At 66.2% G+C, this 26,402-nt stretch carries 24 protein-coding genes and 1 pseudogene; 12 read left to right on the forward strand and 13 right to left on the reverse strand.

Features of this window, described 5'->3' with window-relative positions; all coding sequences use genetic code 11:
* Positions 1–475: 475 nt before the first annotated feature.
* From ACYVGE_RS14895 to ACYVGE_RS14905, 3 genes and pseudogenes are all read right to left on the reverse strand, one after another.
* Entirely contained in the window at positions 476–1,222 is a 747-nt protein-coding gene (locus tag ACYVGE_RS14895; protein WP_460730888.1) for a hypothetical protein, read from the reverse strand.
* 78 nt (positions 1,223–1,300) lie between these two features.
* Positions 1,301–1,744, reverse strand: coding sequence for a hypothetical protein (locus ACYVGE_RS14900; protein WP_460730889.1), 444 nt, complete (start codon positions 1,742–1,744; stop codon positions 1,301–1,303).
* Between the two features lie 93 nt (positions 1,745–1,837).
* Positions 1,838–2,041, reverse strand: a pseudogene (locus tag ACYVGE_RS14905) (DUF2750 domain-containing protein); the annotation flags it as partial.
* A 650-nt stretch (positions 2,042–2,691) separates the two neighbouring features.
* Here ACYVGE_RS14905 and ACYVGE_RS14910 point away from each other — a divergent pair.
* Positions 2,692–3,696: an integron integrase gene (locus ACYVGE_RS14910; protein ID WP_460730890.1), complete on the forward strand. Its 1,005-nt coding sequence runs from the start codon at positions 2,692–2,694 to the stop codon at positions 3,694–3,696.
* An 81-nt stretch (positions 3,697–3,777) separates the two neighbouring features.
* On the opposite strand, the gene ACYVGE_RS14915 is transcribed toward ACYVGE_RS14910, so the two are convergent.
* The 6 genes from ACYVGE_RS14915 to trxA form a co-directional block, all read right to left on the reverse strand.
* A complete protein-coding gene (locus ACYVGE_RS14915; protein WP_460730891.1) occupies positions 3,778–5,670 on the reverse strand; it encodes a DUF885 domain-containing protein in 1,893 nt (630 codons plus the stop codon).
* Between the two features lie 127 nt (positions 5,671–5,797).
* Complete coding sequence (locus ACYVGE_RS14920; RefSeq protein WP_460731087.1) at positions 5,798–6,532, reverse strand: queuosine precursor transporter; 735 nt, start codon at positions 6,530–6,532, stop codon at positions 5,798–5,800.
* 154 nt (positions 6,533–6,686) lie between these two features.
* Positions 6,687–7,370 (reverse strand): DUF502 domain-containing protein, encoded by a 684-nt coding sequence (locus tag ACYVGE_RS14925; RefSeq protein ID WP_460730892.1) that lies wholly within the window; start codon positions 7,368–7,370, stop codon positions 6,687–6,689.
* A 69-nt stretch (positions 7,371–7,439) separates the two neighbouring features.
* Complete coding sequence (locus tag ACYVGE_RS14930; RefSeq protein WP_460730893.1) at positions 7,440–9,446, reverse strand: bifunctional serine/threonine-protein kinase/formylglycine-generating enzyme family protein; 2,007 nt, start codon at positions 9,444–9,446, stop codon at positions 7,440–7,442.
* 213 nt (positions 9,447–9,659) lie between these two features.
* The gene (locus ACYVGE_RS14935) at positions 9,660–10,154 is read right to left on the reverse strand and encodes a DUF4442 domain-containing protein (RefSeq protein ID WP_460730894.1); all 495 of its coding nucleotides are present in this window, start codon (positions 10,152–10,154) and stop codon (positions 9,660–9,662) included.
* A 111-nt stretch (positions 10,155–10,265) separates the two neighbouring features.
* Positions 10,266–11,138, reverse strand: a complete 873-nt coding sequence (trxA, locus tag ACYVGE_RS14940; protein ID WP_460730895.1) for a thioredoxin — start codon at positions 11,136–11,138, stop codon at positions 10,266–10,268.
* An 89-nt stretch (positions 11,139–11,227) separates the two neighbouring features.
* Here trxA and ACYVGE_RS14945 point away from each other — a divergent pair, with 89 nt between their 5' ends.
* Positions 11,228–11,863, forward strand: a complete 636-nt coding sequence (locus ACYVGE_RS14945; protein WP_460730896.1) for a DUF998 domain-containing protein — start codon at positions 11,228–11,230, stop codon at positions 11,861–11,863.
* Here the strand turns inward: ACYVGE_RS14945 and ACYVGE_RS14950 are convergent.
* Positions 11,854–12,105, reverse strand: a complete 252-nt coding sequence (locus tag ACYVGE_RS14950) for a SemiSWEET transporter (protein WP_460730897.1) — start codon at positions 12,103–12,105, stop codon at positions 11,854–11,856. The two genes, ACYVGE_RS14945 and ACYVGE_RS14950, sit on opposite strands and share 10 nt — an antisense overlap.
* Entirely contained in the window at positions 12,102–13,412 is a 1,311-nt protein-coding gene (locus ACYVGE_RS14955; protein WP_460730898.1) for a metal-dependent hydrolase family protein, read from the reverse strand. Before ACYVGE_RS14955 ends, ACYVGE_RS14950 begins: the two co-directional genes overlap by 4 nt.
* 278 nt (positions 13,413–13,690) lie before the next feature.
* On the opposite strand from ACYVGE_RS14955, the gene leuS reads away from it, so the two are divergent.
* The 8 genes from leuS to rlmH all read left to right on the forward strand — a co-directional run bounded on the left by leuS (position 13,691) and on the right by rlmH (position 22,495).
* Positions 13,691–16,459 (forward strand): leucine--tRNA ligase, encoded by a 2,769-nt coding sequence (leuS, locus tag ACYVGE_RS14960; protein ID WP_460730899.1) that lies wholly within the window; start codon positions 13,691–13,693, stop codon positions 16,457–16,459.
* 105 nt (positions 16,460–16,564) lie between these two features.
* Entirely contained in the window at positions 16,565–17,233 is a 669-nt protein-coding gene (locus ACYVGE_RS14965; RefSeq protein WP_460730900.1) for an LPS-assembly lipoprotein LptE, read from the forward strand.
* 26 nt (positions 17,234–17,259) lie between these two features.
* Complete coding sequence (holA, locus tag ACYVGE_RS14970; RefSeq protein ID WP_460730901.1) at positions 17,260–18,321, forward strand: DNA polymerase III subunit delta; 1,062 nt, start codon at positions 17,260–17,262, stop codon at positions 18,319–18,321.
* Between the two features lie 24 nt (positions 18,322–18,345).
* The gene (gene nadD, locus ACYVGE_RS14975) at positions 18,346–19,029 is read left to right on the forward strand and encodes a nicotinate-nucleotide adenylyltransferase (protein WP_460731088.1); all 684 of its coding nucleotides are present in this window, start codon (positions 18,346–18,348) and stop codon (positions 19,027–19,029) included.
* A gap of 30 nt (positions 19,030–19,059) precedes the next feature.
* Positions 19,060–19,491, forward strand: a complete 432-nt coding sequence (gene rsfS / locus ACYVGE_RS14980; protein WP_460730902.1) for a ribosome silencing factor — start codon at positions 19,060–19,062, stop codon at positions 19,489–19,491.
* Between the two features lie 169 nt (positions 19,492–19,660).
* On the forward strand, positions 19,661–21,241 hold the full coding sequence (locus ACYVGE_RS14985) for an alkaline phosphatase (RefSeq protein ID WP_460730903.1): 1,581 nt from the start codon (positions 19,661–19,663) through the stop codon (positions 21,239–21,241).
* Between the two features lie 173 nt (positions 21,242–21,414).
* A complete protein-coding gene (locus ACYVGE_RS14990) occupies positions 21,415–21,978 on the forward strand; it encodes a hypothetical protein (RefSeq protein WP_460730904.1) in 564 nt (187 codons plus the stop codon).
* A gap of 46 nt (positions 21,979–22,024) precedes the next feature.
* Entirely contained in the window at positions 22,025–22,495 is a 471-nt protein-coding gene (rlmH, locus tag ACYVGE_RS14995) for a 23S rRNA (pseudouridine(1915)-N(3))-methyltransferase RlmH (RefSeq protein ID WP_460730905.1), read from the forward strand.
* Between the two features lie 38 nt (positions 22,496–22,533).
* Here the strand turns inward: rlmH and ACYVGE_RS15000 are convergent, their stop codons facing one another.
* The gene (locus tag ACYVGE_RS15000) at positions 22,534–23,208 is read right to left on the reverse strand and encodes an energy transducer TonB (RefSeq protein ID WP_460730906.1); all 675 of its coding nucleotides are present in this window, start codon (positions 23,206–23,208) and stop codon (positions 22,534–22,536) included.
* A gap of 140 nt (positions 23,209–23,348) precedes the next feature.
* Positions 23,349–24,089 carry an SIMPL domain-containing protein gene (locus ACYVGE_RS15005; RefSeq protein WP_460730907.1) on the reverse strand — a complete coding sequence of 247 codons (741 nt, stop codon included), beginning with the start codon at positions 24,087–24,089 and terminating at the stop codon, positions 23,349–23,351.
* 228 nt (positions 24,090–24,317) lie between these two features.
* Here ACYVGE_RS15005 and ACYVGE_RS15010 point away from each other — a divergent pair, with 228 nt between their 5' ends.
* Positions 24,318–24,908 (forward strand): Maf family protein, encoded by a 591-nt coding sequence (locus ACYVGE_RS15010; protein ID WP_460730908.1) that lies wholly within the window; start codon positions 24,318–24,320, stop codon positions 24,906–24,908.
* Positions 24,905–26,398 carry a ribonuclease G gene (rng, locus tag ACYVGE_RS15015; RefSeq protein WP_457097243.1) on the forward strand — a complete coding sequence of 498 codons (1,494 nt, stop codon included), beginning with the start codon at positions 24,905–24,907 and terminating at the stop codon, positions 26,396–26,398. Before ACYVGE_RS15010 ends, rng begins: the two co-directional genes overlap by 4 nt.
* The last annotated feature ends 4 nt before the right edge of the window (positions 26,399–26,402 follow it).

The raw sequence follows: 26,402 nt of genomic DNA on the forward strand, positions 1-26,402 counted from the left end.
TCCTCCTGCGCGTCTAACGCCTGAATTAAGCCGAGCCGCGAAGCGGCTTCGGCTTGAATGAATTGTTAGGCCGCAGCCCGGCCTTGGGGCGCATCAATGCTGCCACTTTGGGAGCCCGCAGTGAATGCACTCACCTGTGAACAAGGGCAGATTGTTGACATACCGATAGGCGAACGGCTTTCCGCAGGCAGGACATGGGAAGAATTGCAGCCGTAGGGAGACAACGAAGAAAGCGACAACCCAGACGGCAGCCAGCAGAAAAATTGCGGCCCGTGCCAAGGGAGCATCCGGGGCGACCAGGAACAGGCCAACAACGGGTGGTATGGCGCCAAGAACGCAGAAGAACCAACGAACACGCCGACGGTAGTCAGCCCACTGATCTGAGATGTAGCCGGTACTGTCCATGCGGCCTAACGCCTGAATTAAGCCGAGCCGCGAAGCGGCTTCGGCTTGAATGAATTGTTAGGCGTCAATTTCACTTGTACTCCACTTGCGAGGCGTGAAAAAGGTGAACGCCATCAATCAAGCCAAATCGAATCGCGCCGGGCTTGCCGTCAATTTTAACGACGCTAAGTCCGCCGACGTCTGCATATCGTTCCCCTTTGAACGGGATCTTGATCTTTCCATAGATGCGCATGAAATCCGACAATGCTTTCGTGGGGCTGCCTGAGTTCAGAGGAGAGCTTAGCGTGGCGACAAGACCATCTATGGCTGTGGGCGCCTCTTCTTGAATCGCCTTAAAGAACGCGGCTCCGCTGTCCGTTTGAAGCTCGGAATTTTGCAGAGTGGGTTTGAAGTGATAGAAATAATTGATCCCACGCTCGGTCCCGTCTTGTGCATGCACGACGAGTGTGGCGCGTGTGATTCCGTCCGAATCAACGCTGAGAAGTATTGCGTGTTCTTTGATTAGATTGGTTGCGGCCTTTTCCTCAACTATCTGCTCAATCGATCCGAACTCTTGCACCGTAGAATCGCTGTTGATGCTGTTTGCAATGGACTCAGACTGCCGGGTCATTGCGCGACTATTGAGGAGCGCGCCGCCTAGCAAAAATTGCCCCAGGCTTCCGCCTTTGGTTTGATACACAAAAATATTGCTTGTGCCGACTCGGGCGGTATGGTCGCTCAAAGAATCTAAAGCATAAATTTCAGGCTTGGCAGATGTTTGTGCCTCAACCTGAAGTGACGATGACGCTAGTAGGGCAAGCACGATGATGGAACGCATTAAGTCTCCTAATTGACGCCTAACGCGTGAATTAAGCCGAGCCGCGAAGTGGCTTCGGCTTGAATGAATTGTTAGGCGTCATCTGACCGTAAACTCGAGCTTGTCAACGCTGACGCCATTCATGAAGACTTCCGCGTAGTACTGACCTTCCGGCCATCCGTCCGGCTTTGCCACATGAAATTCGGTTTGACCGTAACCAATAAAGACGAGCTCCCGGCTTTCATCATGTACCGCTTGGAGGTTATCGCCCTGACCGTATGTCCATAGCACGCCAAGTGTACGTGGAGCCGTAAAGGAGGCGTGCATTGTTACGGAGATGTATATGGTGTCAGTTGGCTTGAAAATCGTCTTGGGAACAGGTATGCGAAGACGGGAATCAATGTGGGACCCAAGCGCAATGCTTTCAATCGAAACCGCTCCGATCGTGGGCTCGACAATTTCTTGCGTTGACGAATCAGACTGATATGCAGCCGATGGGTCCCCTGTCGCGATCGCGGCCGCAAGAAAAAGGAACTTGAGCATTTGTCTCCCCTTGCGACACTGCTTGAGTGACGCCTAACGCCTGAATTAAGCCGAGCCGCGAAGCGGCTTCGGCTTGAATGAATTGTTAGGGCCCTACGCGACTCGACCGCGAATGCACTCTGCAACTTGCGCGGGTGCGACGTCGTAGCCAGTTGCCCGGTCCCCAGTCCAGTTAACCCCTACGAGAATACCGTCTTCGGTGAGGCCAGGAACCCACCGACTGAGAAAGACACCAAGCTCGATCTCTACCGGAACAAAGCCCTCGTAGGCCGGCACGGACGCGATGATCCGCTCCGCACGAGCGCGGGACGATCAAAACGGTTGCGCCCGTTTCCCGTCGCGGTTGAGTGGCGCGGGAAATCCGCCCTCATCACGGGCCGTCCAGACAACGCCGCTATCAGCCGCCTCTTGGTAGAACTCTGCCGCTTGCGACGCAGATTGCATAGGGCCCTAACGCCTGAGTTAAGCCGAGCTGCGAAGCAGCTTCGGCTTGAACGATTGGTTATACGCCACGGCAAGCAGCGCAGAGACGGAGTGTAACGGTAGCGGCTGCGGGCGGGAGCAGGGAATCAGCTGATGCAAGCCGGGGAGAGTGTGGGGCCGTTGCTTACACATCCGGAGCCGATAGCGCCGCCGAAGTGAATCCATGTTTCCGGAAGCTGAGCGGCGCGAGCAAAGAGCGTCGAACGCGGGCTGGCGGGCCTCACTCACAGCGCCTCCGTGCCGACGCGCATCGCCCGTCTTTTGCCCACGTATAACGCTTAGTAGACCCCAAAAAACGGGATATGGACGGGATATTCAGGTTGATCTTGTGTAGGCGTCAAGAGAGAAATCCTATCGAAGGTCAATGACTTATCTGATTCCGCCTTGCACGCGTGGCGCGCACGATTGTCTGTGCATATCTGACGATACGAGGCGTTATGTTTTATTCCTTGCAATCCGCGGTAATGCGATTCGGTTTGCGGGTCCGGGAGCCGGAGGCGGATGGGAGGGGTGGCGGGCCGCGGTTGTTCGATGAGGTGCGTCGGGTGTTGCGGGTGAAGCACTACAGCATTCGCACCGAAGTTGTGTACCTGGGTTGGATTCGCCGCTTCATCCTGGTCAATGGTCGGCGACATCCGCGTGCGATGGGGGCGCCGGAGGTGGAGCGGTTCCTCTCGTCGCTCGCGGTGGATGGGCTGGTGGCGGCCAGTACCCAGAACCAGGCGTTGTCGGCGCTGCTCTTCCTCTACAAGGAGGTGCTCGGCATCGAGCTGCCCTGGATGGAGGACGTGACGCGGGCGAAGCGGCCGCGGCGGCTGCCGACGGTGTTGTCGCGCGGGGAGGTGCAGGGCCTGCTGGCGCAGCTCGACGGGCGGCCGTGGCTGTTGTCCAGCCTGCTGTACGGCACCGGGCTGCGGTTGATGGAGTGCCTGCGCCTGCGAGTGAAGGACGTCGATTTCGCGCGCAATGAAATCACGGTGCGCGATGGCAAGGGGGGCAAGGATCGGCGGACCGTATTGCCGAAGACGTTGGTGGAGCCGTTGCAGCGCGAGGTGGAGCGGGCGCGGGCGCTGCATGCGGCGGATCTGCAGCAGGGCCTGGGCGGTGTGAACCTGCCGCACGCGCTGGCGCGGAAGTATCCGAATGCGGAGCGCGAATTCGGCTGGCAGTACGTGTTTCCGTCGCCCCGGCGCTCGATCGATCCCCGCGATGGCGTGGAGCGGCGGCATCACTTCGATGACGGCACCTTGTCGCGGGCGTTGAAGGCGGCGTGCAGGCGCGCCGGGATCGTGAAGCCGGTGTCCGCGCATACGCTGCGACATTCGTTCGCGACGCACATGATCGAGGCCGGTTACGACATCCGCACCGTGCAGGAACTGCTCGGCCACAAGGACGTGGCGACGACGCAGATCTACACGCATGTGCTCAACCGCGGGGCGGGCGGGGTGGTCAGCCCGCTGGATCGCTGAAACGTTGCGCAACGAAAAGGGCCGGCAAGTGCCGGCCCTTTGGTCTCGCGGTGGAGCGCGGCGCGAGCGCGCCGTGTCCGGTCAGCCCTTCTTCGTCGCGATCCAGCGGTCGATCTTGTCCTCCAGCACCGACAGCGGCACGGGGCCGTCCTTGAGCACTTCGGCGTGGAATTCGCGGGGATCGAAGCCGTCGCCGAGCGCCGCGCGTGCTTTGTTCTTCAGCGACTGGATCTTGAGTTCGCCGATCTTGTAGGCGGTCGCCTGCGACGGCCAGGCGATGTAACGCTCGGCCTCGGCGGTGGCATCGGTCTCACCGGCCGCCGAGTTGTCGAGCATGTACTTGATCACCTGCTCGCGGGTCCAACCCTTGCTGTGCAGGCCGGTGTCGGTCACCAGGCGGATGGCGCGCCACAGTTCGTTCTGCAGGTAGCCGAAGTAGTCGTACGGGGTCTCGTAGACGCCCAGGTCCTTGCCCAGCGACTCGGCGTACAGGCCCCAGCCTTCGGCATAGGCGGTATTGCCGCCGAAGCGACGGAACGCCGGCACGCCCTGGAGCTCCTGCTGCAGCGCGATCTGGAAGTGATGACCAGGGATGGCTTCGTGCAGGAACAGGTCTTCCGCGTCCCATTGCTTGCGCGAGGGCAGGTCATAGGTGTTGACGTAGAAGATGCCCGGACGCGTGCCGTCCTCGCTGGGGCCCTGGTACTCGCCGCCCGCGGCGGACTTGGCGCGGAACGCCTCGACCGGGCGAATCTCGAAGCCCGCCTTGGGCAGCAGCGAGAACTGCGTGGGCACGCGCGCGTTGATGCGCGCTTCCAGGCTGCGGAAGTACGCGAGCAGGGCGTCCTCGGACTTGAACTCGAACTTCTTGCTGGTGCGCATGGACTTGAAGAAGTCCTGCAGCGAGCCCTTGAAGCCGACCTGCTGCATCACCCCACGGATCTCGCCGTGGATGCGCGCGACTTCGTCCAGGCCGATCTGGTGGATCTGCGCCGGACTCAGGTCGGTCGTGGTCGTGGTACGGACGTTGAAGGCGTACCACGCCGCGCCATTGGGCAGCTTGTCCATGCCCACGGTATCGCGCGTGGCCGGGAGGTAATCCGTGGCGATGAAATCACGCAGCTTGCGGAACGACGGCATGATCTGCTGGCCGATCATGTCGCGGTAGGCTGCGGTCAGGCGCGTCTTGTCGGCGTCGTTGAAGTCCTTGGGCATCTTGGCAATCGGGCCCCAGAACACGCTGTCCTCGGGCTTGGCCTTGATGATGGCGTCGTACTGCGGCACCACCTTGATCATCAGCGCGCGCGGTTGCACGACGCCGGCCTGCATGCCGGCGCGCATGTCGGTGATGATGCTGTCGACGAGCACCGGGATGCGGTTGCCGCGCGCCAGCCAGTTGTCGTAGTCCTTGACGGTCTTGAACGGCTGCGCGCCGGTGCCGGCGCCCAGCTGTGCGGTGAAGGTGGCGATGCTGCCCATCTGGTCGACCGGCAGCATCCAGCCGGGGTACTGCTCGCCTTCCAGCGAATTCTTCGCGTCGCGCACGAAGATCTGGTAGCTGACCAGGTCCTGGCCTGTGAGCCCATCCGGGCCGATCGCCTGGATCTGGTCGAGCCAGCGCTGGGTGAAGTCGTGGGACTGCTGGCGGAACTGCGCGGAATAGAAGTCGGGCAGCTGGTCGTTGTAGCGCGGGTCACCCTGGAAGGTGGCCTGGACCGGATTGAGCTTCAGTGCTTCTTCCCAGTACTGCGCGTACAGAGCATCCAGCTGCGCGGCCTTGTCCTGGGTGGCCGCCTGCGGTGCGGCGGAGGGAACGGGCGCCTCGGCGACGGGTTTGCCGGCGCAACCAGCGAGGGCGGTCAGCAGGGCGGCGGAAAGGACAAGCGGGCGCAGGGTCATGCAGGCTCCGGGTAGACATGGGCTGATCCCCGAGCATGGCCCATCCGCGCCCCCTGCGACCCGGTCGGAAGTCATGGAACGCGCGATGGAGCTCTCATATGGCGCAGCCAAATGCGCCGCAGCGCGTCGAAAAGGGGAACTACGGGCATTGGCTTCGCGCCGCGGAAAGCATGCGCCTGCAGGGACTGTGGAGATTGCTCCCCTATTGCGCCGCCTCAAGCCGCAACTGCTCCGCGCGCGCTTCGCCCAGGTAGCCGGTAATCGCGCGCCGCAGCACATACAGCAGCGGGATCATCACCACCGCCGCCAGCATCTTGTAGCCGTAGTTGACCGTGCTCACGGCCAGGAACAACGAGGTCGGCCAGTGCTGGGGACCGATCACGAACGCGATGTAGAGGACGACGAAGCTGTCGACCAGCTGTGACACCGCGGTCGAGCCGGTCGCGCGCAGCCACACATGCTTCTCGCCGGTGACATCGCGGATGCGATGGAACACGGCGACATCGATCAGCTGCCCCAGCATGAACGCCACGAGCGAGCCGCCGATGGTCCACAGCCCCTGGCCGAACACCGCGGCGAATGCGGCCTGGTAGTCGGCCACGCCCTGCGCCTGCGCGGCCTTGACCCACCAGTCCGCGGGTGCCAGCGAAATGGCGGCGAAGGCGAAAAGGAAGCCATAGGCGATCAGGCCGGCGGCGAGCCAGGAAATCAGGCGCACGCCACGACGGCCGTAGAACTCGTTGACGACGTCGGTCATCAGGAACACCACCGGCCACAGCAGGGTGCCGGCGGTGAAGGAGAGCGATCCGCTCTGGCCGAACAGGTTCCACTGCAACGGCGCGATGCCCAGGGTGTCTTCCAGCGCGAAGATCTTGACGCCGATGAATTCGGCCAGCACCGCGTTGACGCAGAAGAACGCCGCCAGCATGACGAACATGCGCACGGCGCGGTCGTCGAGGAGGCGGCTCACGGGGGCGGAAAGTGCTGGCGAACTTGCGTCATTCACTCGTGTGGTCCTCGGCCTGCGCGCGTGGTTCGAAGTGGTTGTTTGCCATGGCCGGCCGCTGCGGCGGCATCAGCCGCGTCGTCGATCAAACGTTATCGCGGCGCGGCGGCGTGAACGGAATCGTATCCGGCGATACCGCGCCGCCGGAAATGATGAAGCTCATCGCCTGGTCGACGGTCCAGTCGGTCGGCGTGATCTTCTCCACCGGCACGATCTCGAGATACCCGGAGGTGGGATTCGGGGTGGTCGGCACGTACACGGCGGCGAGTTCGCGACCTGTGCCGTGCTCGTGCATCACCTTGGTGACGAAGCCGAGCGTCTTCATCTCGGTATGCGGGAAGTCGATCAGCACCACGCGCTGGGTGCCGTCGGGCTTGGTCTGCAGGATGTCGAGCAGCTGGCGCGCGCTGCCATAGATCGTGCTGGCGAGCGGGATGCGGCGGATCAGCGACTCGAACCAGCGCAGCATGCGTTGGCCGATGACGATGCGGGCCATCACTCCGGACAGGAGGATCACAGCCAGTGTCGCCAACAGGGCCAGCGCGGTCTGCACCCACGGCTCGGCGATCCAGCCCAGGGTCTGCGGCGATGTCGCGGCGAGCCCCTGCAGCAACGGGCCGATCAGCGGCTGGCTGATGCCCGAGAGCAGGACGAACACGAACTTGATCACTACCCACGTCAGCCAGATCGGCAACAGGGTAAGCAGGCCGGTAAGGAAGAGACGCTGGAAGCTGGGCCGCTGCGGGCCGGGACGGGGAGTCGTGGTCATGCCACATTGTAGGCGCAGCGTTGGCGCTCAAACGCGCGCGCGGAGTCCTGCTTCACATCGAAACGCCTGTTAGCGGTCGCGCACCAGGCGGAAACCGACGTCGTCGTAGCCGCGATTGGCCAGCAGCGGGCGTTGCGGGCTGGCGCTGCGCCACGACTTGCCACTGGCGAAACGGCGCCCGCAGCCCGCGGCGCAATCGCGCGACCACAGCGACACCGCGCGGTTGCCGGATTGTGCCGGGGTCTCGTGCGCTTCCTCTGCGGTGGGCAGACGCCAGCGCTGGCCGGTCTTGTGGCTGTACCAGCCGGCATACGCCTCCGCATCCTGCAGGGATACGCACACCACGGGTTCATTGTCGTTCTGGCTGAAGCCCGGCGAACGCCAGTCGCGTGGGGCGATGACGCGCAGCAGGGATACGCGCTCGCGGCACAACGACGCGGTGCGCTTGGTGGTATCGACGAAATGCGCGTAATCGCCGCGCGTGACCGGCGTGCGGCTGACCGCGACGGTGGCCTTGGTGTTGTCTTCGCTTACCCCGCCTGCGGCGGCCGGCGCTGCGCTCTGACTCGGTAGTTTCTCGACGCGGCTGTTGAAGTCGGCGGCCAGGCGCGGCGAGAGCCCGAAGTCGCCGACGAGTTGCGCCGTGCGCAGGGCCGCGTCTTGGTCGTGGCGCTTTGCGGCGTCCTCGAACCGGGCTTTCACCGCCGCCTCGGTCTTCCGGCGCAGGCGCAGGTATTCGGGCGAGCCGGACGTGCCGGTCTGCTCGGCGAGCGCGGTCGCCATGGCGTTGATCTCGCGGGCGCGGGCGTCCTTTCCATCGCGTATCTGGGCAGCAATGGCATTGGCGAAGGCATCGGTGAGGTTGGCGACCAACTCGATCACCTCCTCATTGCTGCCGTCGGAGTTCCACGCTTCCAGCACGCTGGTATAGGCGTTGGTGTCGAGCGGAGTCGTCAGGTGGCCGGCGGCGATCTGCTTGCGCGCCGCATCGATCGCCTGCCGCGCCGGGGACTCCGGCAGCGGCTCGAGCATCGCGGTGGTGACCTGGTTGTGCGCAACAACCGTCTCGGCGGCTTCGCTGCGGGCGACTGCTGCGTCCGTGACGCGATGCCGCGCCAGGTATTCCACGCCGAGCACGCCCACGCCGATGAAGGCCAGCAAGGCACAGATGGCCCAGATCGGCTTGGCGTACTGCTGCATCGGCGCGAGCCGCTGCAGACGGTCGCGCAACGCCGGCATGACGCTGCGCTGCATGACCGATTCGATGCCCGCGCGCATCTGCGCCGCATCCTCGAAACGCTGCGCCGGTTGCTTGGCCAGCGCCCGGTTCATGAAATGCTGCCAGTGCGCCAGGTGCGATGGCAGTTTCGGCACCGGGTCCTGCGCGTGCATCACTGCCATCGACAACGCATCTGGCGCCTCGAACGGCAGCCGGCCGGTCAGCATTTCCCAGATCAGCACGCCGAGGGCATACAGGTCGGCGCGGCCGTCGACCACTTCGCCGCGCGCCTGTTCGGGCGCCATGTAGGCGGTGCTGCCGACGGCGAGTCCGGTGGCGGTCATGCGCGCACCGCCCCAGTCCTTGCGCAGCGCGATGCCGAAGTCGGCCAGCAGCGGCCGGTCGGCGTCGTCGAACAGGACGTTCTCGGCCTTGACGTCGCGATGCACGATGTTGCGGGCATGGGCGTAGCCGAGCACGGACAGCAGGATGTTGGCGATCTCGACGACGCGTCGCTCGCTCTTGCCGAAGTTGCGCTGTCCCAGGTGGCCGCGAGCCATGTACGGCATCGCGTAGTAGGGCAGGCCATCGTGCGTGCGGCCGACTTCGTGGATGCGCACCACGTGCGGATGTTCGAGGCGGGCGATGATGCGCACTTCGTTCTCGAAGCGGCGGCGGCTGGTCTCGTCGACGAGGGCCTGCGGCGACATCACCTTGATGGCGACGTCGCGTCCGAGCGTGTGCTGGCGCGCGAGATAAACGGTGGACATGCCGCCGTGGTTGATCACCCGCAGCAGTCGATAGCCGGTTATTTCCGGCAACGGCGTTCCGTCGTCGTGTTTCGGCTCTTCAGCCATGTTGTTCCGCGCCCCCTGTGGCCGGCCAAGCATACCGCGCGGCGGCGCCGCATACGCCGGTTAGCGCATGCGGGCACGCCCAGGCCCGCTGGATACGCCCGGGGACTGTGATCGTCATCGCCATGTCACCCTTGATTGGCGGTGCCATCGTCGTGCAGGGGATGTCGTGGCCGCGTATTCCCGGGCCGGCGCCGCCATATCGGCGGGGCTCGGCTAGGCGGCCAGGCCGCGTTCCTCGGCCCCGGGGCGGCGGTCGCGCTTGCGCCGCACGTAGACCTGCTTGCGCACGCGGGCGACGGTTTCCCCGGTGGCATCGACAATCGCGGTCTCGAACCAGTGCAGGTGCTTGCCGCCGTGCGCGGTTGCGGCGCGCAGCTGGGCGAGCACTGCGTCGTCGAGCTGGAATCGTGCGTGCACGGTGCCGCGGGCGGGTTTGACGAATTCGATCGAGCCGGCCTGGTCCCAGACGATGTAGTCGTTACCGAGCGCGTGCATGGTCAGCAGCATCCAGAACGGATCGGTCATGGCGAACAGGCTGCCGCCGAAGTGGACGCCGACGTAGTTGCGGTTCCACGGGCGGGCGCGCAATTCGACGCTTGCGCTGTGCCAGTCGGAGGCGATGCCGGTGACGTGGATGCCGCTGAACAGGAACGGCGGCCACAGGTTGAGGACCCGGCGCAACGTGCCGGGCCTGATGCTGTTCTTCATGAATGACACGCACACGCGGAGGGGGAAGCGCGGGCAGCTTCGCCATACGCACGCGTACAGTCAAGGGTTTCACGGCCCTGGACGGGCCGCTTGTCTCAAAACACGCTTGTTTCAAAACAGCAGCGACGACATCTTGCGGCGGTAGGTGCCGACCAGGTCCTCGTCCTCGATGATGCGGAAGGCATCGATCAGCGACTTGCGCGGCAGGCCGTCCTCATAGCCGCGGTCGCGGCGAAGCATCTCCAGGAACTGCTCCAGGCCCTGCTGCGCCTCGCCGGCGACGATGCGCTGCACGCCCAGCAGATGGCGCGCGCGCAGATCGTCGGGATTGCCGGCGATGGCGGCTTCCAGGACTTCGACCGGTGGGGCGTTGTCGAGAAGCGCGGCAAAGCCCAGGCGCGAACGGGCGCTGATCGCGCGATCGTCGTGGGCGAGGTTGGCGGGCAGGGCATCGAGCAGTTGTTCGGCTTCGTGCGCGGCCCCCGTCTTCAGCAGCGCGAGGGCGAGGTCGAGCTTGAGATTGTCGTTGTCGGCAGCGGCCGCCACTTCGCTGCGCAGGCGCATCACCTCGGCATGCGGATCGACCGGCGCGGTTTCGGCTTCCGCCGCCGCGGGTTCGGCGGCAGCGGCCGGTTCGATGCCGTGGTGCTTGAGGAACTCGCGCAGCTGGCCCTCCGGCAATACGCCGGGGAAACCATCGACGAGCTGGCCGCCCTTGACCAGGAACACGGTTGGGATCGAGCGCACCTGGAACGCGGCGCCGAGCTCCTGCTCCTTGTCGACATCGACCTTGGCGAGCACGAAGGCGCCGTTGTATTCGCCGGCCAGCTTCTCGAGGACCGGTCCAAGCTGCTTGCACGGCCCGCACCATTCCGCCCAGAAATCGACGAGGACCGGCGTTTCCAGCGATTTGCGCAGGACGTCGGCGTCGAAGTTCGCCGCAGTGGCGTCGAATACATGGGGCTTGGTGGTATCGAGGGTCATCAGCGGGCGCCGGAGTGCGGAATGGCAGCGAAATGGGGGCGAAGGCGGCAGGACGCAAGCGGCGCCGGCGCGCACGCTAGCATGGCGGCATGAAGGCTCCCTTTTCGCTTGCAACGCGCCTGGCATCCCGGGTCTCCCGGTACGCGGCGGTAGTGGCTGCGCTGCTGTTCACGGGGTCGGCACTGGTCATGGCCGACCGGATCGAGGGTTATTCGCACGTGCTGCATCCGCTGGCCCTGCTCGGCGCGAAGCCGTTGCCGGGCGCCGACCTGTTCAACCTGCTGGCATTCGTGCTGCCGGGCGCACTGGTCGCGTGGGTGGCCTGGCGCCTGCGCGCTCTGTTGCCGGCGGTGGCGCGCTGGCCGGCGCGGATCGGCGCGCAATTGCTGTTGCTGTCGGCGCTCGCGTTCGCGCTGCAGGGCGTGTTGCCGCTGGATGCGGGCGATCTCGACGGCGTGCACAGTGCCCGCCACGCCGCCGCATGGATGGTGTGGTGGATCGCGTTCGCGACCGGTGGCCTGTTGCTTGCGCGCGGCCTGCGCGGTGCAGGCGGCTGGCGGACGATCGCGTCGACATCGCTGCTCGCCGCCGTGCTGGTTCCGCTGTGCGCGCTGGTGTTGCCGAACCTGTTGCCGGCGGGAATCGCGCAGCGGCTCGCGTTCGCGCTGTGGTTCGCCTGGGCGATCCACGCCGGCCTTGCGGTGAGCCGGGCGCCTCAGCCGTAGCGCAGCTTCAGGCCGAGGATCGTCAGCGACAACGCGAGGGTGACGATGTTGGCGATGATCATCGGCCACGACATCAGGTAGATGCCGTAGGCCAGCCAGAACCCGATCCCCACGGTGAAGGTCAGGTACATCAGCAGCGAGAGGCCATTCGTCTGCTTGCTGCGGATGGTTTTCACCGCCTGCGGCACGAAGGAGAGCGTGGTGAGGAGGGCCGCCACGAAACCCATCCATTCCCCGGTCATTGCGCGGCGCCCGGTTGCGCGCTTTCCGGCGACTTGTAGATCGCACCGTCCTTCATCACGAAGTCGACGCCGAGCACGGCCTTGATGTCCTCGACCGGATTGCCCGGCACCGCGACGATGTCCGCGCGCTTGCCGGTTTCAATCACGCCCTGGTCGTCCACCCCGAGCACCTGCGCGGCGTTGAAGGTGGCGGCCTGCAGGGCGAAGGCCGCCGGCATGCCGGCCTCGACCATGTAGAGGAATTCGCGCGCGTTGTCGCCATGCGGGCCGACGCCCATGTCGGTGCCGAAGGCGATCTTCACGCCGTTGCGGTAGGCCTTGCCCGCGGTTTCCTGGATCTGCGCGCCCACGCGGATGGCCTTGGGCCGGATGATGTCCGGGAAGTAGCCATCGATCTTCGCCTTGTCGGCGACGAAGCGACCGGCCGAGATGGTCGGCACGTACCAGGTTCCCTTCTGTTTCATGAGCGAGATGATCTCGTCGTTCATGTACGTGCCGTGCTCGATCGAGGTGACGCCACCCAGGACCGCGCGCTTCATGCCTTCCGCGCCGTGCGCATGGGCGGCAACGCGATAGCCGTAGTCCTTGGCGGTATCGACGATCGCCTTGATCTCCTCGACCGTGAACTGCGGCGCGTCCGCCGATTTCGCATACGACAGCACGCCGCCGGTGGCGGTGATCTTGATGACGTCGCTGCCCTCCTTGTAGCGCTGGCGCACGGCCTGGCGGGCATCGTCGACGGAATTGACCACGCCGTCGGCGGGGCCAGGCGGGCCGAGCAGGTGCGAGAGCTCGGCGTTGTAGCCGTTGGTGGGGTCGGCATGGCCGCCGGTGGTCGAGATGATCTTGCCCGCGGCCCAGATGCGCGGGCCGTCGACCAGGCCCTGGTTGATCGCGTTGCGCAGGTGCAGCGACACATCGCCGCCGAGGTCGCGCACGCTGGTGAAGCCGGCCAGCAGGGTCTTCTTCGCGTAGCCGACCGAACGGAAGGCGAAGTCGGTCTCGTCGAGGCGGAATTCCTCCTCGTAGCTTTTCGGGCTGCTCTCCGAACCCAGGTGCACGTGCAGGTCGGTCCACCCCGGGGTGCAGGTGTGGCCGGACAGGTCGACCGCCTTTGCGCCCGGCACATCGACGCGTCCGGCCAGTACATCGGCGACCTTGCCATCGCGCACCACCACGGTACGGGCATCCAGCAGGCGGGCGCTGCGCGAATCGAACAGGTGCCCGCATTGCAGGGCGACGGGCTCGGCAGCGTAGGCCGGCGCGGCGGACAACAGGGTCAGCAGGGCGATCGACAGTCGGGTCACGAAGCCTCCAGGGCTTGCTGCGGCGGGTTGGACGGCGGGTTGGACGGCGATTTTAGACACAGCTCATCCAGACACAGCCCGCGCGGGCTTTACGGCTTCGGGCGGTTCAACACAGGGGTGATACGGCTGGCGACGTGCCCGTCTCGCCAGCGGCCGGCACCGCTGGTTCGCCATTCGGGGCCGGGACGGCCCGCGGCGGGCCCATTCGCGCGCGCATGGCGGTGTTTTGTGCGCTGCGGTAGGCTTTCAGGTCTTTCCCCCAGTTCCTGCCCGCCATCGTGTCCACCGAAGCCGTCCAGACCGAATCCGCCGCCTACGATCCGCAAACCCTGGAGGCCGCCGCGCAGCGCTTCTGGACGGGAACGAAGGCGTTCGAGGTCGACGAGGCGTCGGCCAAGCCCAAGTACTACTGCCTGTCGATGCTGCCGTATCCGTCGGGGGCGCTGCACATGGGCCACGTGCGCAACTACACCATCGGCGACGTCATCAGCCGCTACAAGCGCATGACCGGCTTCAACGTCCTGCAGCCGATGGGCTGGGACGCCTTCGGCCTGCCGGCGGAAAACGCCGCGATCAAGAACCACACCGCGCCGGCGAAGTGGACCTACGCCAACATCGCGCACATGAAGGCGCAGCTGCAGCAGATGGGCTACGCCATCGACTGGTCGCGCGAATTCGCGACCTGCCAGCCGTCGTATTACGTGCACGAGCAGCGCATGTTCGTGCGCCTGATGAAGCAGGGCCTGGCCTACCGCAAGAACTCGGTGGTGAACTGGGACCCGGTCGACCAGACCGTGCTCGCCAACGAGCAGGTCATCGACGGCCGCGGCTGGCGCACCGGCGCGCTGGTGGAGAAGCGCGAGATCCCGCAGTGGTTCCTCAAGATCACCGACTACGCCCAGGAACTGCTGGATGGCCTGGACACGCTGCCGGGCTGGCCGGATGCGGTCAAGACCATGCAGCGCAACTGGATCGGCCGCAGCGAGGGCCTGGAAATCCGCTTCGACGTGGTCGACGGCAACGGCAACGCCGTGGAGCCGTTGAGCGTCTTCACCACGCGCCCTGACACGCTGATGGGCGTCACCTTCGTGTCGATCGCCGCCGAGCATCCGCTCGCGCAGCACGCCGCGAAGACGGATGCGGAACTGGCCGCGTTCATCGCCGACCTGCGCCAGGGCGGAGTGTCCGAGGCCGAACTGGAAACACAGGTGAAGCGCGGCCGCGATACCGGCCTGCGCGCGCTGCATCCGGTGACTGGCGAACAGGTGCCGGTCTACGTCGCCAACTTCGTGCTGATGAACTACGGCACCGGCGCGGTGATGGCGGTCCCCGGCCACGACGAGCGCGACTGGGAGTTCGCCCGGTCCTATCAGTTGCCGATCAAGATGGTGATCGTGCCGGCCGACGTGCGCGATGCGATCGAAGAGATCACCCGCGACGTCGCGCGCCACGGCGATGCCATGAGCACCGCGCTGGGCGAGGGCGGTGCGCTCGATGCCTACGCCACCGGCGCCGCCGTGCAGGTGGTGCAGGAATTCGAGCGCCAGATCGCCGAAGAGGGTGCGTATACCGACCGCGGCTACCTGGTGAATTCCGGCGAACTCGACGGGATGGAATACCAGCAGGCCTTCGATGCCCTGGCCGCGCGTTTCGAGCAGGCCGCCCGCGGCCAGCGCCGCGTGAACTACCGCCTGCGCGACTGGGGCGTGAGCCGCCAGCGCTACTGGGGTTGCCCGATCCCGGTGATCCTGTGCGGCAAGTGCGGCGACGTGCCGGTGCCGGAAGAGCAGTTGCCGGTGGTGCTGCCGGAAGATGTCGAGGACGCGTACGCCAAGGCCGGCGCGGTCACCTCGCCGATCAAGGCCGACCCGGAGTGGCGCAAGACCACCTGCCCACGATGCGGCGGTGCGGCCGAGCGCGAAACCGACACCTTCGACACCTTCATGGAGTCGAGCTGGTACTACGCGCGCTACACCTCGCCGGGCGCATCGCAGCAGGTCGACGAACGTGCCAGGTACTGGACGCCGGTCGACCAGTACATCGGCGGCATCGAGCACGCGATCCTGCACCTGCTGTACTTCCGTTTCTACCACAAGCTGCTGCGCGACCAGGGCCTGGTGAATTCGGACGAGCCCGCGGTCAACCTGCTGTGCCAGGGCATGGTGATCGCCGAGACCTTCTATCGCGAGAAGGCCGACGGATCGAAGGACTGGTTCAATCCCGCCGATGTCGAGGTCGAGCGCGACGCGCGCGGCCACATCACCGGCGCGCGCCTGACTTCCGATGGCCAGCCGGTGCACATCGGTGGCACCGAGAAGATGGCGAAGTCGAAGAACAACGGCGTCGACCCGCAGTTGATGGTCGGCAAGTTCGGCGCCGACACCGTGCGCCTGTTCTCGATGTTCGCCGCGCCCCCGGAACAGTCGCTGGAATGGAACGAAGCCGGTGTCGAGGGCATGGCCCGCTTCCTGCGCCGTTTCTGGCGCGAAGTGCTGACGCATGTGTCGCAGCCGGACCATCCGGAAGTCGACGCCGCCCAGCTCAACGCCGCGCAGAAGACCCTGCGCCGCCAGTTGCACGAGACGATCCAGAAGGTCGGCGACGACTACGGCCGTCGCCACAGCTTCAACACCGCGATCGCCGCGCTGATGGAACTGCTCAACCACGTGTCGAAGTTCACCGACATGAGCGACCAGGGACGCGCCGTCCGCCATGAAGCGCTGCAGGCGATGGTGCTGCTGCTCAATCCGGTCACGCCGCACGTCTGCCACGCGCTGTGGCAGGCATTGGGCCATCCGGAAACGCTGCTGGAGGACGTGCCGTTCCCGGCCGCCGACCCGGCCGCGCTGGCCCGCGACAGCATCACCCTGGCGGTGCAGGTCAACGGCAAGCTGCGCGGCACGATCGAGGTACCCGTCAACGTGGCGAAGGAAGAGGCCGAACGCCTCGCCCTGGCTTCACCCGGCGTCGCGCAGTTCATCGGCGGCCAGGCGGTGAAGAAAGTGATCGTGGTGCCGGGCAAGATCGTCAACATCGTCGTCGGCTAGTCGCAGGCGGATGACTGCCCGGGCGCGAGTTGGCTGCCGCCGATGCTGCGTGCCGCCTGAACGCTCCGGCTTGCCGCCTGCCCCGACCTCGTCCAGACTCCCCGCATGATTCGTCGCAGCCTGCCTATCGTCCTCGCGCTGGCCCTTTCGGCCTGCGGCTTCCATCTCCGCAGCCCGCTCGTGCTTCCGAGTGACCTCGGTCCGGTGCGCGTGGCATCGGTCGATCGCTACAGCCCGCTGGCCGATTCGCTGTCGCAGTCGATCCGCCGTGCAGGCGCAACCATCGCCCTGCCGACCGATCAGAACGCGACGGTGGTCGACCTGCTGTCCGAGCGCTGGGGCGATACGCCGATCAGTGTCGACCAGCTCGGCCGCGCCCAGGAATTCAGCCTGCGCTATGCGGTGGTGTTCGAGATGCGCAGGCCCGACGGCTCCAAGCCGGTGCCGCGCCAGGCGGTCGAGCTTTCGCGCGACTACATCTCCAACCCGGTCAATGCCATCGGCACCGAAGGCGAGCGCGAGATCCTGGTGAAGGAACTGCGCCGCGAGATGGCCGCCTCGATCATCCGCCGCCTCGGTGCTGTTGCCCGTTCGGGCGAGCTGACTGCCCCGGCTTCGCGCCTTGACCAACCGGTCGCCGAGGATGCCGCCAAGGCGGCCCTCGAAGCCGCCGATGCGAATCCGCCACCCGACGAACCGGCCACCGACGAACCGGCCACCGAAGCGACGCCGGCCACCGAAGCGACGCCGGCCAATCCGCCGCAGCCGCGCTGAAGGCCTGCCAGACAGGCCGCGGAATGATGGAACTCAAGACGGAGCAGCTGGCCGCGCAGGTACAAGCGGGCCCGCTGCGCCCCGCCTACCTGATCGCCGGCCCCGAACCGCTGCGCGTCCTCGAAGCAGCCGACGCCGTGCGCGCGGCCGCGCGTGCGCAGGGCATCAACGAACGCGAGATCTTCGAAGCCGAAGGCAACCAGCGCGAGCCCGACTGGGCCGCGATGGAAGCCAGCGTCCAGGCCCCCAGCCTGTTCGCCAGCAGGCGCCTGTTCGAAGTGCGGCTGCCCACCGGCAAGCCCGGCACCGAAGGCGCGCGCGTGATCAGCGAGTTCTGCGCCAATCCGCCCCACGACATCACCCTGCTGGTCACCGCCGGCGAGTGGAGCAGGCAGCACGGCGGCAAGTGGAGCGAAGCGATCGGCCGCATCGGCTGTATCGCCGTCGCATGGCCGGTCAAACCGCATGAATTGCCGGGTTGGATCGAAGCCCGCCTGCGTTCGCGCGGCCTGAAGGCCGATCGCGACGCCGTGCAGTTGCTGGCCGACCGCGTCGAAGGCAACCTGCTCGCGGCCGCGCAGGAAATCGAGAAACTCAAATTGCTTGCGCATGGCGCAGCTCCAAATGGAGATGTCCTCGATGCCGCGCGCATGGAGGACCTCGTCGCCGACGCCGCGCGGTTCGACGTGTTCCGCCTGATCGACGCCGCGCTCAACGGACAAGGCGCGCAGGTGTCGCGCATGATCCGCGGCCTGCGCGGCGAAGGCGAGGCGGTGCCCGCGTTGCTGGGCATGGTGATCAAGGAATTGCAGACCGCCTCCGCGCTGGCGCGCGCCGGCAACCTGGCCAATGCGTTCAAGGCGCAGCGCGTGTGGGATTCGAAGCAGCCGATGTACCGTCGCGCGCTGCAACGCCATGACGCAAAGCGCTGGGATGCGTTCCTTGCGCAGGCCGGCCGGGTCGACGCCATCGCCAAGGGGCGCCCGCGTCCCGGACAGGAACCCGTTGATGCCTGGGTCGCACTCGAGCGGCTGTTGCTCGCCATTGCCGAGCCACGTGCCTCACGCCTGCTGCACGTGCGTGGTTGAGCAAGTGGGATCGAGGTCGTGACGATGATGATCTGCTACGGCGGCACGTTCGATCCGGTGCACAACGGCCATCTGGCCGTCGCCCGCGCTGCGCGCGACGCCATGCAGGCGCACGGCCCTGTGCAGGTATTCCTGCTGCCCGCCGCCGATCCGCCACACAAGGGACCGACGCACGCCGATGCGGCGCAGCGCGCGCGCATGCTCGACCTCGCCATCGCGGGTGAACCCGGCCTCAAGGTCGATCGCCGCGAACTACGCCGCGCCGGTCCGTCCTATACCATCGACACGCTGCTGGAATTGCGCGCCGAAACCGGCCGCGAGCTGCCGATCGCGTGGCTGGTCGGCGGGGATTCGCTCAACCAGCTGCATACCTGGCATCGTTGGCGGGAGCTTTTCGAGCACGCCCACATCCTGGCCGTGCAGCGGCCGGGCTCGCACATCGACGCGGGGGCGCTGGGCCTCGCCGCGCCGCAGGTGGCCGCGGAAGTGGCATCGCGCTGGCGCCCGCTCGATGCGCTGCGATCCACGCCGGCCGGCGGGTTGGCCGTGTTGCCCTTGCAAGAATTGCGCCCGGAATCCTCGACTGAATTGCGGCGTCGCATTGCCGCGGGCGACGCCTGGCAGGGCTGGACGCCGCCGTCCGTCGCCAGTTACATCGTTCGTCACCATTTGTACTCGACAGCCCGGCAAAACTCGGGTTCCCTATAACTTCCCAGGCAATCCACCAGAGTTCCGCCCTTGACCAGCCAAGCCCAAGTCATCAAGACCCGCCTTCCCAATCCCCCCCCGCCGGCCGACGCATTGCTGAAGACAGTCCACGCGGCGGTCGAAGAACTCAAAGCACGGGACGTGGTCGAGATCGACGTACGTGGCAAGAGCAGCGTCACCGATTTCATGGTGATCGCATCCGGCACTTCGACGCGCCACGTGAAGTCGATCGCCGATGAAGTAGTCAAGTTCGCCAAGAACCTCGACGTCCAGCCGCTGGGCGTGGAAGGCGAGCGCGAAGCCGAATGGGTGCTGGTCGACCTCGGTGATGTCGTCGTCCACGTCATGCTGCCGCGCGTGCGCGAGTTCTATGCGCTGGAGCGCTTGTGGACGGTGGGCGACCAACCGCCACCGCACCGCGAGGCCGACGAAGGCGAAAGCGGCGTCCGAAGCCGGTTCTGATTCGTAACGTTCTGATTCGCAACGACACCGACGGCGCCCTCGAGGCGCCGTCTTCGTCTGCGAACAAGTGAAGCCTGGTGTGTGCGCATCCACGTGGCGTCGCATCCGCGCAATCTCTCCGCAACATCCCGCACGCAGGATGGCCGCCTTCCCAGGACGGAGATCCCCGATGCGCCAATCCCGATTGATACTGGCCTGTGCTGCCGCAACCGCTCTCGTTGCAGCGCCGACGTTTGCCGAGAGCCCGAAGCAGTGGTACGAGGACGGTGCGCGCGCCGCGCACGATGGCGCCACGCTGCGCGCCAACGATCGTCCGGCGAAAAACGTGATCCTGTTCGTCGGCGATGGCATGGGCCTGTCCACGGTGGCGGCCGCGCGCATCCTCGAAGGCCAGCTCAACGGCCACACCGGCGAGGAGAACTCGCTGAGCTTCGAGCGCTTCCCCTACGTGAGCCTGTCCAAGACCTATTCGGTCGATGGGCAGACGCCGGATTCCGCGCCGACCATGAGCGCGATGATGACGGGCATCAAGACCAACCAGGGCGTGATCGGCGTGACCCAGGCCACGCGCTACAACGACTGCGCCTCCGCGCGCGGACAGGGCGTGGCGACGTTGCTGGAAATGTCCGAAGCCATGGGACTGGCGACCGGCGTGGTCAGCACCGCGCGGCTGACCCATGCGACACCGGCCGCCACCTATTCGCACACGCCCAACCGCGACTGGGAAAGCGACGCCGAACTCAGCGCGGAAGCCAAGGCCAACGGCTGCAAGGACATCGCGCGCCAGCTGGTCGAATTCCCGTTCGGCGACGGCATCGAAGTCGCGCTCGGCGGTGGCCGCAGTTACTTCCTGCCCAATACCGCTAACGATCCGGAAGACGCCGGCAGCAAGGGCCGCCGCAAGGACGGCCGTAACCTCGCCGAGGAATGGGCGGGCAAACCGCGGTCGGCGTATGTCTGGAACAAGGCGCAGTTCGACGCGATCGATCCGCGCCGCACGCGCCACTTGCTCGGTCTGTTCGAGCGCTCGCACATGGAATATGAGTACGACCGGCCGACCGACGCAGGCAAGGAACCGAGCCTCGCCGAAATGACCGGCAAGGCCATCGACGTCCTCAACGCCAGCGGCAAGAAGGGCTATTTCCTGATGGTCGAAGCTGGCCGCATCGATCATGCGCACCACGCCGGCAACGCGTTCCGCGCGCTGACCGATGCGATGGAGTTGTCCGATGCGGTGCGCGTGGCACAGAGCAAGGCATCCGCCTCCGACACGCTGATGATAGTTACCGCCGACCACAGCCATGTCTTCACCGTGGCCGGTTATCCGGATCGCGGCAACGACATCCTCGGCAAGGTGGTCAGCGGCGGCCAGGTCGCGCGCGACGCCAACGGCAAGCCGTACACCACGCTCGGCTATGCCAATGGCCCGGGTTATCGCGCACCGGGTCCTCGTCCGGACCTGACCGCTGTGGATACCACCGCTCCGGCCTTCCTGCAGGAAGCCGCCGTGCCGCTGGAATCGGAGACCCATGCTGCCGAAGACGTCGCGATCTATGCACGCGGCCCGGGCGCGCACGCATTCCAGGGGGTAGTCGAGCAGAACACGATCTTCCACGTGATGGCGCGATCCGAGCAGGGCGTGAGCGGCTTCCTCTGCAACCTGTACGGCAACTGTGGCAAGGGCAAGAAAGTTGCGCCGCCGCTGATGGTCAGCGACCTGCTCGCGGGCATGGCCAGGCGCGGTCAGTGATGCGTCGCATGCTGCTTCTGTCGTGTCTGCTTGGAGCCGGTCCCGCGTGGGCCGGCTCCACGGCCATGGAATCGCCAGCGGCTCCGGCTCCGGCTGCGATTGCAGGGGCCCCGATTGAACAGACTGCGATCGCACAGGCCCCGATTTCAGCGGCATGGCTCGCCGAATACCGCGTGCACGACGCCCAGGGCGATCGCACCCTGGTGCTGGTGCGCGGCGACGACCGCGTCGAATACCGACTGGCGGGCGAGCCCGTCCGCGTCTGGGAAAAAGTGGCCGACGGCCTCGTCCATCGCGAAGTGTTCCTCGATGCCGGCCGCGTGGTGAGCTATGCCCCTGGGGACCTGCGCGCGCTGGGCCGCACTCCCGGCTGGCCGCAGCTGAGCCACCTGGTCGATCCGGACCTGCGCACGCAACTGGGCGAACGTGGAGTGGCGAAGGTGCGTGCCGCGCACGATGCACAAGCCACGCGCTACCGGGGCGAGGCCCACGGCGTGCCGGTGGAACTGGACTGGCTGGATGCCGCCGACCTGCCCGCGACGTATCGCAGCGGCCAGGGCAAGACCCTGTTCGCCGTCGAGCTGCGCTCGCTGCGGCAGGTGCCGGTCGCGCAGGCCTTCACGGCCACCGAAGGATTGCGCGAGATCGACTACGCCGACATCGGTGACATGGAGCTGGATCCGTTCGCGCGCCAATACATTCGCGAAGGCGCGGGCCACGCCGACGCAGGCCACTGACGGCAGTCGCAGACCCACGGCGGGTGCGGGCAGCTACCATGCGGCGATGAAAGCGAAACTCATCGCCGTCGGTGAACGCGCGCCGCGCTGGGTAGCCGAAGGGTTCGGCGAGTACCAGAAGCGCCTGTCGCACTGGTTGCCGCTCGACCTGGTCGAGATCGAACCGGGCCTGCGCGGCAAGGGCCGTGATGCCGCACGTGCGACCCAGGACGAAGGTGCGCGCGTGCTGGCGGCGTTGCCGAAGCAGGCGACCGTGGTCGCGCTGGACGGTCGCGGCAGGACGTGGTCATCGGAACAACTGGCGCAACGGCTGGAACACTGGCGCGGGCAGGGACGCGATCTTGCCTTCCTGATCGGCGGACCGGAGGGGCATTCGCCCGAGGTCATCGCGCGTGCCGACGAACAGTGGTCGCTGGGACCGCTGACATTGCCGCACATGCTGGTGCGGCTGGTGCTGGCCGAGCAGCTGTATCGCGCCGCGGCGTTGCTGGCCAACCACCCCTATCACCGCGCGTAGAACGCAGGCCCGGATCCGGGCCTGCGTCGTTTGCGGGCTTACTGGTTGAGGTTGAATGCCACCGGGACCAGGCCGATGGCCTGCACGGCCCGGCCGTCCTGGATTGCGGGCTTGAAGCGCCACTTCGCCAGCACCTGCCGCTTCGCCGCCGCATCGAGCACGCGATGGCCGCTACTACTTTCGACCTGCACGTCGATCGGCTTGCCATCGACATCCACCAGCACGCGCAGCGTGACCGTGCCGGTGAGCGACTCGCGGATCGCTTCGATCGGGTAGCGCGGGGGTGGGGCGGTTTCGTATTCGAGATGTGCGCCCACCAGCGGCTCGGTGATCGCATCGCCCAAGCCGGTATCGACCTTGGCAAGCTGCCTCGGATCGATCGCGATGTCACCCTCCTGCGCGTCCACCACGGGCGGCTGCTGCAACTCGGTCTTCTGCGGCAGCACCGTCGGCGTCGTGGGCACGAGGCGAGGCTTGGTGATTTCGACCTTCTCCGGCGGCTTGGGTGGGACCGGCGGCTTTTCGCGGATTACGGGAAATATTTCGATGGTGTCGCGTTCCGCCGCTGGCGGCACGTACATGCTCATCGGCGCCAGCAGCAACAGCAGGGCCGCGCCGTGGATGGCGATCGCCCCGGCTTCGGCGGAAATACGAGTGAAGTCCAGCTTCCCGATGCGGAAACGATGCGTGCGAAGAGCGAGGGTCCGAGCCATGTGCCACCTCATGGGTTGTCGTGCATGGATGACAACGCCTGGTCGTGGCGAGCGGGGTTCGGCCCTCGAAAAAAATTTCTGCCGGCGAAAAGCAGAAGGCCCGCAGGTGCGGGCCTTCGCTTGACGGTTGCGGCGACAACTCAGCGGGCGAGTTCGAACACCACGTCCAGGTTGATGCTCAAGGTGTTCTCGCCGGGCGACACCGAGGTATCGGCTTCAGCCTTCATCGCCACCATGCCGCGCGCCATCGGCATCGGCGGGGCGAAGCGGCCGCTCTCGCTGATGCTGACGATCCGGCGCACCTTCATGCCCAGGGTCTTCGCGTACATGTCGGCGCGCGCCTGCGCGCTGGCGACGGCCTTGCGGCGGGCCTCGTCCAGCGCTTCGTCCTTCTTGTCGACGTCGAAGCTGGGGCCGTTGATCTGGTTGGCGCCGACGGACGCGAGCGTGTCGAGGATCTTGCCGAGCTTGGCGATGTCGCGGACAACGATGCTTACCGTGTTGTTGGCCTCGTAGCCGGTGATCGTGGGCGGCTGGTTCTCGCGGTACTGGTAGGTCGGGTTGAGGTTGATGCCGCTGGTCTGCACGTCCTTGTCGGCGATGCCCGCGGCCTTGATCGCGGCCACGACCTTGGCCATCTGTTCGGCATTGGCGCGCATGGCGGCATTGGCATCGGCGGCGCGCGTGACCACGCCGGTCGACATCGTGGCGATGTCGGGGACCCGCTTGGCTTCGCCCTGGGCCGAGATGTTCAGCAGGGTGCCATCGGTGGCGACATAAGGCATTGTCTGGGCGTTCGAGGACATTGGCGAGCAGACTCCAAAGGCGAGGAAGGCGGCCAGCGCAAGGGGGCGCAGGGCGAAGCGGGACAGCTGAGGCATGGGGGTCTGACTCCTGTTGGACGGTGGGGGAAGCGCCGGCTGTGCATTGGGCACGATGTGCCGCGCGGGTACGGTAAACGATTCGTAAGCCGGTTCAGGGTTACGTGACCGCCACCGGGGTGGGGTCCAGTCAGCGCGGGTTATCCTTCCCGCCCAGCGAATCAGCCGCCAATAAGAACGCGCCCGGGTCGCGCGCGAGCGCGCCACGAGCCTCCAAGCAAGGTCCCGATGCTCTATCTCGCCTCCCAATCCCCGCGCCGGCGCGAACTGCTGGGCCGCCTTGGCCTGCCGTTCGGCATCATCGACCTCGATGTGCCCGAACAGCGTGCGCCCGGCGAGCCCGCCGAGGACTACGTGCGCCGCGTCGCCCGCGAGAAGGCCGGTGCCGGTCTGCTCCAGGTGATGGGTAATCCGACCGCCGTGGTGTTGGGCAGCGACACCGAGGTGGTGCTCGATGACGAGGTGTTCGGCAAGCCGCGCGACGCCGCGGACGCGGCCGGGATGCTGCGCAGGCTGTCGGGTCGCACCCACCAGGTGATCTCGGCGGTGTCGCTCGTATCGCCCTCGCGCGAAATGCAGACGGTGTCGATTTCCGACGTCAGCTTCGCCGCGTTGACGCAGGCGCAGATCGAGGCGTACCTGGCGGGCGACCAGTGGCAGGGCAAGGCCGGCGCCTACGCGATCCAGGGCTTCGCCGAAACCTTCATCACCCGGCTGAGCGGCAGCTATTCCGGCGTGATGGGGCTGCCCGTGCACGAAACCGCGGCGCTGCTGCGCCAGTTCGGACTCGAACCGGTACCGACGGTGGCCACGCCATGAGCGAAGAGATCCTTGTCAACGTCACCCCGCGCGAGACCCGCGTGGCCGTGGTCGAGAACGGCATGCTGCAGGAGCTCCACATCGAGCGCGGCTGGCGTCGCGGCGTGGTGGGCAACATCTACAAGGGGCGCGTGCAGCGCGTGATGCCGGGCATGCAGGCCGCATTCGTCGAGATCGGCCTGGACCGTGCGGCCTTCCTGCATGCGGCCGACATCGTCAAGCTGTCCCAGGTCGTCGAGGGCGAAGGCGAGGGCGATGCCGCGCCCCTGCCGCCAACGCCGACCCGTCCGATCGCCGAACTGCTGCGGGAAGGCCAGGACATCATCGTCCAGGTCGTGAAGGACCCGATCGGCAGCAAGGGCGCGCGGCTCACCACGCAACTCAGCATCCCCTCGCGCTACCTCGTGCTGTTGCCGCGCACGCGCGTGGTCGGCGTGTCGGCGCGCATCGAGGACGAGGCCGAGCGCGCGCGCCTGAAGACGCATGTCGCCGCGTTGTCGCCGGCGGGTGCCCACCATGGCTACATCGTGCGCACCAACGCCGAAGGCCAGCCGGAAGAGGCGCTGGCCGAAGACATCGCCTACCTGAACCGCGCCTGGGCGCTGATCGAGGAAAAATCCGCCAGCGCCCGTGTCGGCGAGCGCGTGTACGAGGACCTGAGCCTGCCGTTGCGGGCCGTGCGCGACCTGATGCGCAAGGACGTGGAGAAGGTGAAGGTCGATTCGCGCGAGACCTGCGATCGCCTGCGCACGTTCGCGGCGCAATACATGCCCGGCCTCGCAGAGAAGATCGAGCATTACACCGGCGCGCGCCCCATATTCGACCTGTATGGGGTCGAGGACGAGATCCAGCGCGCACTGGAGAAGGAAGTGCCGCTGAAGTCCGGTGGCTACCTCGTCATCGACCAGACCGAGGCGATGACGACCATCGATGTGAACACGGGTTCATTCCTGGGACAGCGCAACCTCGAGGAGACCGTCTATCGGACCAACCTCGAGGCCGCGCAGTCGGTCGCGCGTCAGCTCCGCCTGCGTAACCTAGGCGGCATCATCATCATCGACTTCATCGACATGACCGATGCCGAGCACCGCCGGCAGGTGCTGCGTCAGTTGGAGAAGTCGCTCACCCGCGACCACGCCAAGACCACCGTGTACGAATTCTCGCCGCTGGGGCTGGTCGAAATGACCCGCAAGCGCACCACCGAAAGCCTGGAGCGCCAGCTCAGCGAACCCTGCCACGAATGCGGCGGTCGCGGCACGTTGAAGACGCCCGAAACCGTGACCTATGAAATCTTCCGCGAAATCGTGCGCCAGGTGCGGCAGTTCGACGCCGCGCGGCTGCTCGTCATCGCCTCGCCCAAGGTCGTCGCGCGCATCACCGACGAGGAATCCGCTTCGGTCGCTGAGTTGGAGGAGTTCCTCGGCAAGTCCATCCGCTTCCAGGCGGACGAGCAGTACGCGCAGGAGCAGTTCGATGTCGTGCTGCTTTGAAGGC

This window comes from Lysobacter rhizosphaerae, assembly GCF_054779795.1.

Coding starts and splice junctions, on each gene's coding strand:
- ACYVGE_RS14895 (WP_460730888.1), bottom strand. CDS start 1,222: ATGCGTTCCATCATCGTGCTTGCCCTACTAGCGTCATCGTCACTTCAG.
- ACYVGE_RS14900 (WP_460730889.1), bottom strand. CDS start 1,744: ATGCTCAAGTTCCTTTTTCTTGCGGCCGCGATCGCGACAGGGGACCCA.
- ACYVGE_RS14910 (WP_460730890.1), top strand. CDS start 2,692: ATGCGATTCGGTTTGCGGGTCCGGGAGCCGGAGGCGGATGGGAGGGGT.
- ACYVGE_RS14915 (WP_460730891.1), bottom strand. CDS start 5,670: ATGACTTCCGACCGGGTCGCAGGGGGCGCGGATGGGCCATGCTCGGGG.
- ACYVGE_RS14920 (WP_460731087.1), bottom strand. CDS start 6,532: ATGTTCGTCATGCTGGCGGCGTTCTTCTGCGTCAACGCGGTGCTGGCC.
- ACYVGE_RS14925 (WP_460730892.1), bottom strand. CDS start 7,370: ATGACCACGACTCCCCGTCCCGGCCCGCAGCGGCCCAGCTTCCAGCGT.
- ACYVGE_RS14930 (WP_460730893.1), bottom strand. CDS start 9,446: ATGGCTGAAGAGCCGAAACACGACGACGGAACGCCGTTGCCGGAAATA.
- ACYVGE_RS14935 (WP_460730894.1), bottom strand. CDS start 10,154: ATGAAGAACAGCATCAGGCCCGGCACGTTGCGCCGGGTCCTCAACCTG.
- trxA (WP_460730895.1), bottom strand. CDS start 11,138: ATGACCCTCGATACCACCAAGCCCCATGTATTCGACGCCACTGCGGCG.
- ACYVGE_RS14945 (WP_460730896.1), top strand. CDS start 11,228: ATGAAGGCTCCCTTTTCGCTTGCAACGCGCCTGGCATCCCGGGTCTCC.
- ACYVGE_RS14950 (WP_460730897.1), bottom strand. CDS start 12,105: ATGACCGGGGAATGGATGGGTTTCGTGGCGGCCCTCCTCACCACGCTC.
- ACYVGE_RS14965 (WP_460730900.1), top strand. CDS start 16,565: ATGATTCGTCGCAGCCTGCCTATCGTCCTCGCGCTGGCCCTTTCGGCC.
- holA (WP_460730901.1), top strand. CDS start 17,260: ATGGAACTCAAGACGGAGCAGCTGGCCGCGCAGGTACAAGCGGGCCCG.
- nadD (WP_460731088.1), top strand. CDS start 18,346: ATGATGATCTGCTACGGCGGCACGTTCGATCCGGTGCACAACGGCCAT.
- ACYVGE_RS14985 (WP_460730903.1), top strand. CDS start 19,661: ATGCGCCAATCCCGATTGATACTGGCCTGTGCTGCCGCAACCGCTCTC.
- rlmH (WP_460730905.1), top strand. CDS start 22,025: ATGAAAGCGAAACTCATCGCCGTCGGTGAACGCGCGCCGCGCTGGGTA.
- ACYVGE_RS15000 (WP_460730906.1), bottom strand. CDS start 23,208: ATGGCTCGGACCCTCGCTCTTCGCACGCATCGTTTCCGCATCGGGAAG.
- ACYVGE_RS15005 (WP_460730907.1), bottom strand. CDS start 24,089: ATGCCTCAGCTGTCCCGCTTCGCCCTGCGCCCCCTTGCGCTGGCCGCC.
- ACYVGE_RS15010 (WP_460730908.1), top strand. CDS start 24,318: ATGCTCTATCTCGCCTCCCAATCCCCGCGCCGGCGCGAACTGCTGGGC.
- rng (WP_457097243.1), top strand. CDS start 24,905: ATGAGCGAAGAGATCCTTGTCAACGTCACCCCGCGCGAGACCCGCGTG.